Here is a 14,001-nt window from a genome sequence, read left to right as displayed (position 1 = left end):
GCCAGCAAAGCCTTCCTGCCGCCGGCGACGGCCCGCCTCTCAACCTCACCGCTCACGACGTCCTCCCCCGCGCCAGCAAGGCCTTTCTGCCACCGGCGACGCTCCGCGCCTCCACCTCGCCACTCCCGTCGAAATGGGCCGCGAGCGCCCGCACGGTCGGGTACGTGAACAACGTGACCGTCGGAACCTCGCGCGCGAACACCTCCGCCAACCTGCTCCGCGCCTTCACCAGCAGCACCGAATTGCCGCCGAGGTCGAAGAAGTTGTCGTCGGCGCCGATCCGGTCCATCCGGAGCACCTCGCTCCAGACGTCGGAGATCGCGCGCTCGGTCCGCGTACCGGCCGGCACCACGACCCGTTCGGCACGCACCGACTCCAGCTTCGGCAACGCCCGGTGGTCGAGCTTTCCGTTGGGGTTGCGCGGAATCGTCGGCACCTCGACGAACGCCGAGGGCACCATGTACTCCGGCAGCCCGCGTCGCAGGTGGGTGCGCAGCTCCGCGGCGTCGATCCGGCAGCCCGGCGCGGCCACCGCGTAGGCGACCAGGCGGACATCGCCCGGCACGTCCTCTCGCGCGATGACGACCGCGGCCCGCACCGACGGGTGCCGGCTCACCGCCGTCTGGATCTCGCCCAGCTCGATCCGGTAGCCGCGCAGCTTGATCTGGTTGTCCATCCGCCGGAGGAACTCGATCCGCCCGTCCGGCAGGAACCGCGCGAGGTCGCCGGTCCGGTAGAGGCGCCCGCCGGTGAACGGGTCGGCCACGAACCGCTCCGACGTGAGCTCCGGCCGGTTCAGGTAACCGCGCGCCACCTGCACGCCGCCGAGGTAAAGCTCACCCGGCACACCGATCGGCAACGGCTCGCGGTTCTCGTCGAGCACGTACGCCGTGTTGCCGGCGATCGGACGGCCGATCGGCAACGGGCTCTCGGTGCCGTCGCACTCCGCGGAGGTGATCCAGATGCTCGCCTCGGTCGGCCCGTAGATGTTGATGAACCGCCTGCCGGGCGCCCACAGCGCCGCCACCTCGTCCGGGCAGGCCTCGCCGCCCGCCATCAACGTGCGCAGACCGGGTACCGAGGCCGGGTCGGTCAGCCGCAGGACCGTCGGCGGCAGGCAGGCCGTGTCGACGCGCTGCGCGTTGATCGTGCGCGCCAGGTCGGGACCGGGCTGCAGATCGTGCTGCGGTGCGAGCACCACCGTGGCGCCCGAGCCCAGCGTGACCATGATGTCGGCGACCGACACGTCGAAGCTGAACGACGCGAACTGCAGCATCCGGTTGCCGGGCCCGATGCCGAGCATCCGCGCCAGCTCGTCCGCGAGGTTCACCACGCCCCGGTGTGGCAGCATGGCGCCCTTCGGCTTGCCCGTCGAGCCGGACGTGTAGATCACGTACGCGAGGTCGTCCGGTGAAACAGTCCGCTGTGGACGGTCCGTGGCGAACGCGGACAGGTCCACGGCGTCCAACGACAGCGTGTCGGCGGAGGGGAAGCGTGAGGCGAACGCGGCCAGCGTCACGACCACCCGCAGACCGGAGTCGGCGACCATGTACGCCAGCCGATCCGCCGGGTACTCGGGGTCGAGCGGCACGTAGGCGGCACCGGACTTGAGCACACCCTGCTGCGCCACCACGAGGTCGAGCGACCGCGGCAGGCTGATGCCGACCAGGTCACCACGCCCGATGCCCGACGAGCGCAGCTGGTGCGCGAGCTGGTTCGCCCGCGCCTCCAGCTCGCGGTAGGTGAGCGACTGGTCCTCGAACACCAGTGCCACCGCATCGGGAGTGCGGTCCGCGGACGCCTCCATCAGTTCGTGCACCAGCACGTCGTCCAGCCGTGGCGGCACCGGCGGGTTCCACTCGTCCACCAGCTGCGCACGCTCGGCAGCGGTGATCATCGTCAGACGGCCGACCGGGCAGGACGGATCGTCGAGGCCGGCGAACAGCAACGTCTCCAGGTGCCCCAGCAGCCGCCGCACCGTCGCCGGTTCGTACAGCGCGCTGTCGTACTCCAGCAGCCCGGCGATCCCGCCGGACGTCGACGTGACGCCCAGCTCCAGGTCCCACTTCGCGGTGCCCGAGTGGGACGCCACCCTGGACACGGACACACCGGGCAGCGAGAAGATCTCGTGCTGCGAGTCCTCCATGCCGACGATCGTCTGGATCACCGGCTGGTGCGCGGTGCTGCGCGGCGGTGCGAGCGCCTCGACGACCCGCTCGAACGGCAGGTCCTGGTGCTGCTGGGCGGCCAGCGTCGTGTCACGCACCTGGTGCAGCAGCGACCGGAAGCTGACCGAGGGCGAGACACGGGTGCGGATCGCGACCGTGTTGACGAAGAAGCCGACCGCGTTCTCGATCTCGGCACGCCGGTTGGCCACGTTCGTGCCGACCACGAGGTCGTCAGCACCGGAGTAGCGGTGCAGCAACACGTTCCACGCGGTCAGCAGCACCATGAACGGCGTGACGCGCTCGGCCAGGCAGAACGAGTCCAGCCGCTCCTTCAGCGAAGCAGGCCAGGCGAACGACTCCGCCCCACCGCGCATCTTCATCACGGCCGGACGCGGGTGATCCGCCGGCAGCTCCAGCACCGGAGGCACACCGGCGAGCTGCGAGGTCCAGTACTCCTCCAGCCGCGCGCCGTCCGGACCGGCCAGCCACTCGGTCTGCCAGCGGCTGAAGTCCAGGTACTGGGTCGGCGCGGGGCCGAGGTCCGCCGACTCGTAGGCGGCGCGCCACTCGGCGAACAACAGCTGGGTGCTCCAGCCGTCGCAGACGATGTGGTGCATGGTGACCAGCAGCAACGCGTCGGTCGCGGAGAAGACGACCAGTTCGGCCCTCAGCAACGGGCCCTCAGCCAGATCGAACGGTTCCCTCGCGGCCTCAGCGGCACGCGCGGAAGCGAAAGCGTCCCGCTCCGAAGCAGGAACCGACACCTCCGTCACCACGAGCGTGAACTGCGGCTCCGGCAGGATCACCTGCCGCGGATCCCCGTCGAGGTCGAGAAAAACGGTCCGCAGCACCTCGTGGCGCCGACCGAGCGAGAGCAACGCGGCCCCCAGCGCTGCACTGTCCACGGGCCCGCGCAGCCGGAAGGCGTAGGGCACGTTGTAGACGGGGCTACCTGGATGCAGCTGGTCCAGCAGCCACAGCCGCCGCTGGCCCGACGACACCGGGTGCACGTTGAACTCCTCGCCGCGCTCGGCGAGCTGCGCGAACACGGCCGCGCGGCGTTCCGGGTCCAGCGCCTTCAAGCGCCGCAACACGTCCTGCACGACTTTCCTCCCTCTCACAGATCGAGCAGGTCGGCGACGGAGAGCGAGGACCTGGCCTCTGCCCGGATCGCGCCAACGGATACGGGTGTGGTGTCACGCAACCTGTCGACCTCGGTCGCGATGCCGGCGACGGTCGGGTGGTCGAACAGCGACCGCATCGGCAGCCGGACACCCAGCTCGCTCTCGATGCGCGAGAGGATCCTGGCCGCCTTCAGCGAATGGCCGCCGAGATCGAAGAAGTTCGCGTCCCTGCCGACCGACTCCGCGCCGAGCACCTGCCGCCACAGGTCCGCCACGGCGACCTCGGTCACCGTCTGCGGCTCGTCGGGTTCCTCGGCCGCGATCTCCGGGTCCGGCAACGCGCGCAGGTCGAGCTTTCCGTTGCGCGTCAACGGCAACGTCTCCATCGGCACCAGCGCGGACGGCACCAGGTACGCGGGCAACGCGTCCCGCACGTGCCGCATCAGCTCGTCGAGCTGCTCGTCGCCCTGCTGTTCCAGCACGACGTAACCGACCAGGCTGACGTCACCGGCGGCGTCCTCGCGCGGCACGACGACCGCCTGGCGCACCAGACCCGAGGAGTGCAGGCACGCCTCGACCTCGCCCGGTTCGATCCGGAACCCGCGGATCTTCACCTGCCGGTCGGCCCTGCCCAGGTACTCGAACGTCCCGTCCGGCAGCAGCCGGGCCAGGTCACCGGTCCGGTACAGCCGCGCACCCGGCCTGCCACCGACGTGATCGGGCACGAACCGTTCCGCCGTCAGCGCGGGATTGCCCACGTAGCCGCGGCCGACGCCGTCACCACCGATGCACAGCTCGCCCGCGACCATCGGCGGCACCGGCTCCAGGTACTGGTCCAGCACGTACAGCTGGGTGTTGCTGAGAGCGCGGCCCAGCGGAATCCGGCCTTCGGACCGATCGCAGGAGTGACTCGATGCGAAGGTCGTGGTCTCGGTCGGCCCGTAGCCGTTCACGACGTGCTCGGGACCGCCGGGATGCGCGACGAGCGTGGCGACCGCGTGCTCGTCCGGCTGTTCGCCGCCGAAAACGAAGTACCGCAACGAGGACAGCGCGGCAGGAAGCTCACGAGCCACGTGCATCGCGACCGACGTGGTCAGGAACAGCGTGTCGATCGAGTTGGCGCGCAACCACTCCCCCAGCGCCGCGGGGTCCAGCGCGATGTCCTTCGGCAGGCCGACCAGCCGGCCGCCGTTGAGCAACGCACCCCAGATCTCGAACGTCGCCGCGTCGAACGTCGTCGTCGACGCCTGCGCGACCCGGTCACCGGGCGCGAACTCGACGTAGTTGGTGTCACGGACCAGCCGGACCACGTTGCGGTGACTGACGCAGACGCCCTTCGGCATCCCGGTCGAGCCGGACGTGTACATGACGTAGGCGAGGTCGTCCGGCTCGACCGTCCGCTGTGGACGATCCGCCGGACAGGTCAGCACCGTCGCGGACAGGTCGACCAGCTCGACCCCCAGGTCCGCGGGCCGGCCGGCGACCACGACAGCGGCGGAAGCGTCCGCGCACAACGCCTGCAGGCGTTCGATCGGGTACTCCGGGTCGAGCGGCAGGTACGCGCCACCCGCCTTGAGCACGGCGATCGCGGCGACGATCCAGTCCACGCCTCGTTCCAGCAGAATTCCGACCGGAGTTCCCACGCCCACGCCCAGAGCGCCGAGGTGCGCGGCCAGCCGGTTGGCGCGCTGGTCGAGCTCCGCGTAGGTGAGGCTGACCGAGCCGAACTCGACTGCGATGTCTTCGGAGAACCGGTCCGCGGTCTGCTCGAACAGCTCGACCAGCGTCGCGTCCGCCGGGTACGCGGTCGCGTTCGCGTTGAGGTCGCGGACGATCCGCAGGGTCTCGTCGGCGGAGAGCAGCGACAGGTTGGACAGGCGTGCGTCCGGCGTGCTGGTCAGCTGCTCCAGCACGGTGGTGAAGCGCTCGGTCAGGTCGACGATGTCGGCACGCTGGTAGAGCGCGGTGCGGAACTTGGCCCAGCCGCGCAGCTCGCCGCTGCCAGAGTCCGGCAGCTGCAGTTCGAGGTCGTACAGGCACTGGTTGCTGGTGCCCTGGGTGAACGTGAACACGCAGCCACCCGCGGCCAGCGGCCCGGCGAGCGGCGGCGGGGACGCGAAGACGACCTGGAAGACCGGGTGCCGGTCCACGTCGCCCTTCTCCCCCAGCGCTTCCACGATCTGGTGGAACGGCGCTTCGCGGTGGTCGAGCGCGTCCAGGACGGTGTCGCGCACGAGGTCCATCGCCTCGGCGCAGGTCGGGTCCCAGCCGAGCCGCACACGCAGCGCGAGCATGTTGACGAAGTAGCCGACCAGGTCGTGCGTGTCGGCGTGTTCACGTCCGGCGGACGGCGAGCCGACCACGATGTCCGACGAGCCCGTCAACCTGTGCAGCAGCACGGAGAACGCGGTCAGCAGCACCATGAACGACGACGAGCGGTGCGTGCTCGCGGTCTTCCGGACGGCGTTCGCCAGTTCCTCGGGCACGACCAGCGGCAGCACCTCGGCGGCGAAGTCCGGCTGTGCGGGCCGGGTGCGGATGTTGGGCAGTTCCAGGGGTTCCGGCAGATCCGCGAGCTCCGCGCACCAGTGTTCGACGTCGGCATCACCGCTCAGCAGGGCGACGTCGCGGTACCGGACCCCGGGCTGCGGCAACGCCACCTGACCGGCGTAGGAGCGCACGAGCTCCTCCTGGATCACCGCGACCGACGCGCCGTCCACCGCGATGTGGTGCACCAGCAGGACGAGCTGGTGGCTGTCGTCGTCCAGGCGCAGCAACACTGCTCGCAACGGCGCGCCGCTGGAAATGTCGATGGGGCGCGCGAGTTCGTTGGCCACCAACGCTTCGGCGCGTGCAGTGCGTTCAGCGGGCAGGAGTTCACGGAGGTCCCAGGCATTGATCGTCACCTGTGGGTCAGGGGCGACCACCGCTACGAGTTCGGTGCCGTCGAGCCGGTACGTCGTGCGCAGCGGCTCGTGCCGGTGCACGACCGCCATCAGCGCGGCGGTGAGCGCGCCGGTGTCCAGCGCGCCGGTGATCTCCACGTGCACCGGGACCGTGTTGAACGTGGCGCCCGGCGCCAGCTGGTCTGAGAACCAGATCTGCTGCTGGCCGCGAGTCGCGGGGTGCTTGCCGACAAAGGGTTGCTCGTGGCTCACTGCACACCTTCCTTGGCGGCCGCGCACAGGACGCTCGTCACCGCCGCCGGATCGTCTTTGAGGTAGAAGTGGCCGCCGGGCCGGACCACGAGGTCGAAGCCGGCGGTGGTGTGGCGCTCCCAGGCGGCGACCTCGGCCTCGCTCGCGAGCGGGTCACCGGTGCCGGCGAACGCGGTGATGGGCACGTCGATCACGTCTTCGGTGCCGCGGTAACGGGCGCACACGGTCAGGTCGGCACGCAGCGTCGGCAGGAGCAGGGCGAGCATCTCCCTGTGCGCCAGCAGGTCCGCGGGCACGCCACCGAGCCTGGTCATCCAGTCGAGCAGGCCGTCGTCATCGAGCAGGTGCGGCTCGTCGCCGGACTTCAGGTGCGGCGCCCTGGTCGCGGACACGAAGAGGTGCTCGACGAGACCGCCCAGCCTGCGTGCCACGTCGAACGCGATCAGCCCGCCCATGCTGTGGCCGAACAACACCAGCGGCGTCCGGATCTTTTCGCGAACGGCCTCCGCCAGCGGTTCCGCGATCCGCGCCGCCTCGGTCTCGGCGGTCTCGGCGAACCTGCGTTCCCGTCCCGGCAGCACCGCGCACCACAGCTCAACGCTGCTGCCCAGCAGATCCGCCCAGTCCCAGAAGGCCGACGCGCCGCCGCCCGCGTAGGGCACGCACACCACCCGCAGTGCCGCGTCAGGCCTCGGCCGAGGACAGATCAGCCAGCTGCTTCCCACCCGTCACACCCCCGTGTTCCGTCGTCCACGAGAAGCTACGAAGCGGCCCTTAGCGCACCCTTCCGGAAACCTGATGGAACTCTTACGGCGGCTTTGACCTGCTGGAACGCCAACAGGGCCACCTTGCGGACGGTGATCCGCTCAGGTGGCCCCGTGGTGTGCCAGGGACTTCCCTCAGGAGACCTGAAGAACAGGTCTGCCGAACAGGTCCGGTTCGGTGGGCCGGACGCCGATCTCGTTCATCTGCCCGAGATAGACCTCGTACCTGCGGCGCGCCTCGCCGTGCCGGCCCGCCGCCCGCAACGCCTTCACCAGCCGCACGTGGGCGCTCTCGTCGTACGGGTCGAGCTCCAGCAACCTCGTCAGGTAACCGACCTGCTGTTCGGGGTCGGGTACCTGTGCCAACGCCCGCAGCACGGCGGTGTGTCTGCCGCGAACTTCCTCGCGCACCTGGATGGCCCACTGCTCATAGGGTTCCTCGGCCAGGAACTCGCCGAGGTGCAGCTCGTCCGCGTCGATCAGCAACCGGTGCGCGGCCGGGTCGTTGCGCCGGTGCGCCACCAGCGCGGCGTTCGCCGTGGTGAAGAAAGCGGCGACGTCCAGGTCCACGAGGGACAGGTCCAAGGCGACCGTGTCGCGGGTGGCGACCAGCGGCTCGGCGTCCGCGGACACCGACAGCACGTTCCTGAGCGTGGACAGCAGCACCGACAACCGGTTCGCCGTGCGGTCGGAGAGGTCGTCCGGCCACAGCAGGTCGACGAGCTGCGGCCGGGGCACGGGCCGGCCACGGTTCGCCGCCAGGATCTTCAGCAGGTCGCGCGCCTTCTTCGACTGCCACAGTGCGCCCGGCACCGGAACGCCGTCGCGCAGCACCTGGAACCCGCCGAGCGTCCTGACGGCGATCCGCGCGGTGCGGGGCAACCCCGTGCCGAGCACGTCGGCCATCGGCACGTCGGTGCGCACGCCGTGCCCGCGCAGCTCGTCCTCGAACCTCGGGACGTCCACGCCGGTCAGCCGGGCCGACGCGAGTTTCGCCGTCAGGGCACCGACCTCGTCTCCCGCCGCCTGCCACACCATCGCGGCCTCGGCGAGCAGCGCGACCGCCGGCTTCTCCGACGTGCCCGCCGCCAGCTGCAACGCGTCGGCGAGCCCTGCCCGGTCACCCCGGCGCCCCGCCAGCGCCCGAGCGGCGGCCGCGTCCTCGCGCGCCCGCTCGCGATCACCGGCGAGCAGGGCGACCCAGCCACGCGCGAGCAACGCCGGCACCTGCCACATCCGCAGGTTCTCCGCGTCGGCCACGGCCTCGTCGGCGAGTTCGCGCGCGGTTGCGGGGTTCTCGCTCGCCAGGACTCTCGCCAGCGTCGCCTTCGCGAGGATCCGCAACGGATCCGTGCCGGGGATGGCCAGCGCCTCGTCGAGGAACGCCTGGGCCTGACCGGGTTCGCCGCGCCTGCGGTGCACCTCCGCCCTGATCACCAGGCCCTTGACACCCCAGCCCGCCCTGTCGGCGTCGGCGAGGGCAGCGTCGAACCGGCCGAGCCTGGTGTTGGCGAGCGCCCTGGTGTGGTGGCAGTCCGGCTCAACGAGTCCCGCTTGCCTGCCGAGAACCACGACCTCGCCGAGCTCGGCGAGCGCGTCGGCCGGGCTGGTCTCCGCCGCCAGGAACCACGCCCGTTCGGTGCGGATCGTCAGCTCCAGCATCCGGTTGCCGGACCGCCGGGCGCCGTCCGCCGCCTGGCCGTAGTGCATCTCGAACGCGACCCGGTCACCGTCGTGCGCGGCTAGGAACCCGAAGGCCTTGCTGCTCCAGGCCTTCGCGGCGTGCCCGCCACAGCGCCGTGCCGCCAGCTCACACCGCCCGGCCAGCTTCCGCGCCTGCGCGTGCCTGCCGGTCTCCCGGAACCACCGCACCGCGAGCGACAGCAGCCGCACCTCGTCCAGTGACGCGACGTCGTCGAACACCGTGCGCTCGAACAGGTCGACGGCTCGCTCCGGCTGCCCGGTGAGGGCGTGCAGCTGCCCCATCCGCCACGCCAGGCACGGTCGCAGCACCTTCCCGCTCGCCTGCTCGTAGCTGTGCAACGCCCCGAGCCAGTCCCCCTTGTGCTGCCGGGCGAAGCCCTGGACCAGGTGCAGCCGCTGGTCGTCGATCTCCAGGTGCTCCAGCGCTTCGAGCACCGCGTCCGCACCGCCCGCCGCGACGATCTGCTCGTCCCTGCGCAGGAGGAGCTGCGCGACCAGGTCCCACCTCTTCGCCTCGACGAGGTGCCGCAGTGCTTCCGCGTGCGCGCCGGTCCGTTCGCAGAAGACCGCCGCTCGGTGCCGGACCTCCTCACCGCCGGTGTCGCGCCGCAGCAACACGCCGATCGGCTCCAGCACACTCCACTCAGGACGGTCGCCGCTCAGCAACCCCCGCCGGGTCAGCTCCGGCAACGTGTCGCGGGCATCGGTGAACCCGAGCGCGACGCACAGCGCGATGCTCACCCGCCCCAGCAACGCTATGGCGCGCAACAGCTCCCTGACCGGCTCTGGTTCGCCGGCGAGCACCGACGCGGCCAGCCGCACGAGCACATCGCCGCCATCCTCCTGCGGCACCGCGCATCCGGTGCTCAGCGCTTCCCGGTACAGCGTCACGGCAGCGGGCCACCCGGCGGTGCGCGCCCGCACGACCCCGGCCGCGTCCGCGCCGACGAGCGCGGCGACCTCCTCCCCGGTGAACGCGAGCTCCCGCGAGTCGATCTCGCAGAGGTCCGCGGGCAGCGCGAAGCCGAGCTCGCCGCGGGTCAGCAGCACCAGGCTGAACAACTCCGGGCTGCGCAGGCACAACGCCTCGATCAACCGCGCACCGTCGCCGTCCAGCGCGCCGGCGTCGTCGACCACCAGCACCAGAGGCTCGTCGAGGTGGACGTCCAGCAGCCCGCACACCAGGTCCGCGACCGCATCGGCCTGCGAGGTGATCAGCTCCACCGGCAACCTCGGCAACCGCTGCCGCAACGCGCGCAACAGCCCGCGCGACAACCGGTCCAGCGAGGTGTCCCCCGCACTCAGCCAGCACGCCCGCCGGGTCGCCGCCCACGCGGCGACCGAGGTCGTCTTCCCCCAGCCCGGTCCGGCCTTCACGACGACGACCTTGTGGCCTGCTGCGGTGTCGAGCCTCGCGGTCAGCGCGGGCCTGTCCACGAGCCGGGCCGGTAACGCGGGCTGCGACATCTTCTGGCACCACTTCCTCGCCGTGCGCCGGGGCGGAATCCGGCGTCGGGACGAGTGCACCAACACCGTGCATCCGTCCCGCATCGACGACCGATGCACGCACGTTCCGGCGCGCTGACCAGCAGCCGCCTGTCACAGACGTCTGCAAGTACCACCAACTCTTGATCGTGACGACCCCTGTTGGCAGTAGAAAAGTGCGTGTTGATGTTGGGCTGGTGGTCCTTGCAGACGCCATCGGAGCCAGGCGCGGAGGATCTGGCTGGTGGTTAGCCTGCTGAGGCGAGTGCCACGCGTTGAGTGCTGGTGCCGCAGACGCACCGCATGCAGGTCGCAGCGGCGTCAGCCAGATGCGCGCGAGGGTTCTCCGCGTCCACCGCACCGGCCGGGTACAGCTCGACAGCCCGTTCCCAGTGCGTACGAGCCCACTCCTGGTCGCCGCGCAGGGCAGCGGCGTGAGCCAGTCCCTCGTGTGCCCGCGCCCGCACCATCGGCAACGCACCGGCGAGCGCCAGTTCCTCGGCGGCCCACAGCATCGCCTCGGCTTCACGCAGCCGCCCGGCGGCCAGGTAGGTCTCGGCGAGGCCGTTCAACGCGTCGCCTTCCGGCTCCCGCAGATCCATGCGGCGCGCGGACTCCAGGGCTTCCAGACCCACCTGCAGCGCGTCCGCGAGACGACCGACCCGCCGATACGTCACCCCGAGCCAGGCCAGGGAGATGCCCTCGCCGCGGATCATCCCGATCTCCCGGCTGAGCCGCACCGCCCGTTCCAGCGCCTCGACCGCCTCCACGTCCCTGCCGCGCAGCTGCGCGAGCCACCCCAGGTTGATCAGCACCACGACCTCGCCGCCGGTGTAGCCGTCGCGCTGGTGCATCGCGAGCGCGTCGTGGAACCGGCCGGCCGCCGCCTCGTACCGCCCGAGGTTGCAGTCGACGTACCCCAGGTCGATGAGCGAGTTCACCTCGGCCCGCTGGTCGCCGATGGACCGGGCCAACGCCACCGCCTCGGTGAAACTGGCGGCCGCCGCGCCCAGCATGCCCGCCTGCACCTGCGACGCGCCCAGGTCGCGCAGCCCACCGACCGCGGCGGGCAGGTCGCCGAGCTCACGGCTGATCGTGATGGCCTGGTCCAGGACCTCCAGCACCTCGCTGTTGCGGCCGGCCTCGCGCAACGCGAACGCGATGTTCGTCAGCGCCATCGACACCCCGCGCCGGTCGCCCAGGGCCTGAGCCGCCGCCAGTGCGTTGCGCGACAGCTCGAGCACACCGGACCGCAGGCCGACACGGGTCAGGAAAGGCAGGAGCAGGCACGGCAGCTGCCAGGCGTGCACGTGCCATCCGTGCGCGCTGGCGTAGTCCGCCACCGCCACCATGTTCTTGTACTCCGCCCGCAGCTGGCGGATGTCGTCCTCCTCGGAGGCCGACACGGGCACGGATTCCGGCAGCCACTTCACGTCCGGCTCGAACCCGCGCCTGCCCGGCATGCTGCGGCGGCCGCGGACGTCCGCCAGATGCAGGTAGTAGTCGAACAGGCGGTGCCGTGCGGTGTCCAGTTCGGACGGTGCGTGTGCGGCGTCCGCGAGGTCACGGGCGCAGTCGCGGACCAGGTCGTGCAGGCAGTAGCGGTCGGCGGCGCGTTGCATCAGCAGGTTGCACTCGACCAGTTCCTCCAGGACGTCCTGGGCGTCGTCCTCCGGCACCGCGGCGAGCGCGGCCGCGGTGCAGGCGTCGAAGTCGGCGCCGGGCACCAGGGACAGCAGGCGGAACAGCTCTTGGCGGTCGGCGGTGAGGTGGTGGTAGGACAGGGCGAGCACACCGGCGACGCTCAGGTCGTTCGCGGTGAAGGCGCGGGTGCGGCGCTGGCGGTCCCGCAGCTGGCCGGCGAGGTGCGCCACGGTCCAGCTGGGCCTGCGGCAGAAACGGGACGCGGCGATGCGGATCGCCAGCGGAAGCCTGCCGCACAACGAGACCACGTCGGCGACGGCGTCCGGTTCGGCGTCGGCACGAGCGGGTCCCGCGATGCGGCGGAACAGCGCCGCCGCGTCGTCGGCGGGCAGGACGTCCAACGGGACGGGGATGGCGCCCTCGATCGACATCAGGTGGCAGCGGCTGGCGATGATCACCACCGAGCTGGAGGCGCCGGGCAGCAGCGGGCGGACCTGGATCGCGTCGGCCGCGTTGTCCAGCACCACCAGCACACGCCGGGCGGACACCTCGGCCAGCCACAGGTCGCGGCGGGCGGCCGGGTCGGCGGGGATGTTCTCCGGTGGCACGCCGATCTGGCGCAGCAGCTGGTCCAGCGCGGCGCCGGTCGTCATCGGCGTGGTGCCCGCGGTGAAGCCGCGGAGGTCGACGTAGCAGTGACCGTCCGGGAAGCGGCCGGCCAGGCGGTGGGCGACGTGCACGGCCAGCGCCGTCTTGCCGATGCCACCCATTCCCTCGATGGTCACGATCGCCCGTGTGCCGATCGCGTCCACCAGTCTGTCCACCTCGGACTCGCGACCGGTGAAGTCCGGGATGTCGATCGGCAGCGACGATCTTCGCGAGGTGACAGCCGGCGAGTCGGTCAGCAGTTCGGCGTGCAGGCGCTGGAGCTCTGGGCCGGGATCGGTGCCCAGCTCCTCGGCCAGCGCCTGACGGCCCTCCTCGAAGACGGTCAGCGCGTCGCCGCGGCGGCCCGCCTTCCGCAAAGCGCGCATCAGCGTGGCGCGCAACGACTCCCGCAGCGGGTGTTCGGCCACCTGAACCGCGAGGTGCCCCAGCAGCGAGGTGACCTCACCCAGGTCGAGGCGCAGTTCGGCCAGCCGTTCCACGGCCTGCAAACGCTGTTCGCCCAGGCCGGAGGAGGCCGCGTCGATGGAGGCCGAGCCCAGGCCGGCCAGCACCGGGCCCCGCCACAGGTCGAGCGCGTTCTGCAGCAGCGCCACGGCCTGAGCCGGTTTTCCTTGGGACACGGCGGCTTCCGCGCCGGCCACGTGGGACCGGAACACATCCGCGTCGAGCGTCGCGTCCTGCAGTTCCAGCCGATAGCCGTGGGTGCTCGTGATCAGGTCGCCACCGTGGTGCGACACGACTCGGCGCACCGCAGCGGCGGCGTTGCACACCTGACGGCGCGCGGTCTGCGGCGGGTCCTCCCACAGCTCGTCGATCAGGCGGTCGAACGTCACGACCGAGCCGTGGCCGAGCAGCAACAGCACCAGCAGCTTCTGCTGACGCTCGCCTCCGAGCGCGACGGAGCGGCCCGCGGACCGCAGTTCCAGCGGGCCCAAAATGCGATATTCCATCGGCCGGAACTTTCCACTCGGGACTGCTTCTGGTGGAGCCGTCGATACTGCAGTGCCATCAGATATCACCTTTAGGAGTCGCCGTGCGCGCCTGAGATACAACATGGTTGCTGTACCGATTCAGAACTGTCGAATCACTCTCGGGAGCCGTTCGCGCACGGCGCGTTACCAGGTTGACGAACTGGACAGACGCTGCGATATTCCCCTCCGCAGTGACGAGGGAGGGAGGTTCCTCGTCGCACGTGGAGGGGATCAAGAAAATGAGACGGGCAGGCTTTTTCGGCGCACTTCTGGCTGCCGTGGCACTTGCTGCAGTAACGATTGTCAGTGCAGCT

5 protein-coding genes are annotated in these 14,001 nt (G+C 71.0%); all 5 read right to left on the bottom strand.

Features of this window, described 5'->3' with window-relative positions; genetic code table 11:
* Positions 1–52: 52 nt before the first annotated feature.
* Complete coding sequence (locus C8D87_RS21530) at positions 53–3,271, bottom strand: non-ribosomal peptide synthetase (protein WP_146771817.1); 3,219 nt, start codon at positions 3,269–3,271, stop codon at positions 53–55.
* A gap of 14 nt (positions 3,272–3,285) precedes the next feature.
* Entirely contained in the window at positions 3,286–6,450 is a 3,165-nt protein-coding gene (locus tag C8D87_RS21525) for a non-ribosomal peptide synthetase (protein ID WP_146771816.1), read from the bottom strand.
* The gene (locus tag C8D87_RS21520; RefSeq protein ID WP_112228085.1) at positions 6,447–7,175 is read right to left on the bottom strand and encodes a thioesterase II family protein; all 729 of its coding nucleotides are present in this window, start codon (positions 7,173–7,175) and stop codon (positions 6,447–6,449) included. The genes C8D87_RS21525 and C8D87_RS21520 overlap by 4 nt, the downstream gene beginning before the upstream one ends.
* Before the next feature lie 174 nt (positions 7,176–7,349).
* On the bottom strand, positions 7,350–10,385 hold the full coding sequence (locus tag C8D87_RS21515; RefSeq protein WP_112228084.1) for a BTAD domain-containing putative transcriptional regulator: 3,036 nt from the start codon (positions 10,383–10,385) through the stop codon (positions 7,350–7,352).
* Between the two features lie 266 nt (positions 10,386–10,651).
* Entirely contained in the window at positions 10,652–13,666 is a 3,015-nt protein-coding gene (locus C8D87_RS21510; RefSeq protein ID WP_170166525.1) for an AfsR/SARP family transcriptional regulator, read from the bottom strand.
* Positions 13,667–14,001 lie beyond the last annotated feature (335 nt).

This window comes from Lentzea atacamensis (genome assembly GCF_003269295.1).
In the GTDB taxonomy this organism is placed as follows: Bacteria; Actinomycetota; Actinomycetes; order Mycobacteriales; family Pseudonocardiaceae; genus Lentzea; species Lentzea atacamensis.
Note: the sequence above shows the minus strand (reverse complement) of the source record. Positions and strands in the feature narration are given on the sequence as shown.

Bases quoted from the DNA above. Each gene is read 5' to 3' on its own strand.
- C8D87_RS21515 (WP_112228084.1), bottom strand. From the start codon at position 10,385: ATGTCGCAGCCCGCGTTACCGGCCCGGCTCGTGGACAGGCCCGCGCTG.
- C8D87_RS21510 (WP_170166525.1), bottom strand. From the start codon at position 13,666: ATGGAATATCGCATTTTGGGCCCGCTGGAACTGCGGTCCGCGGGCCGC.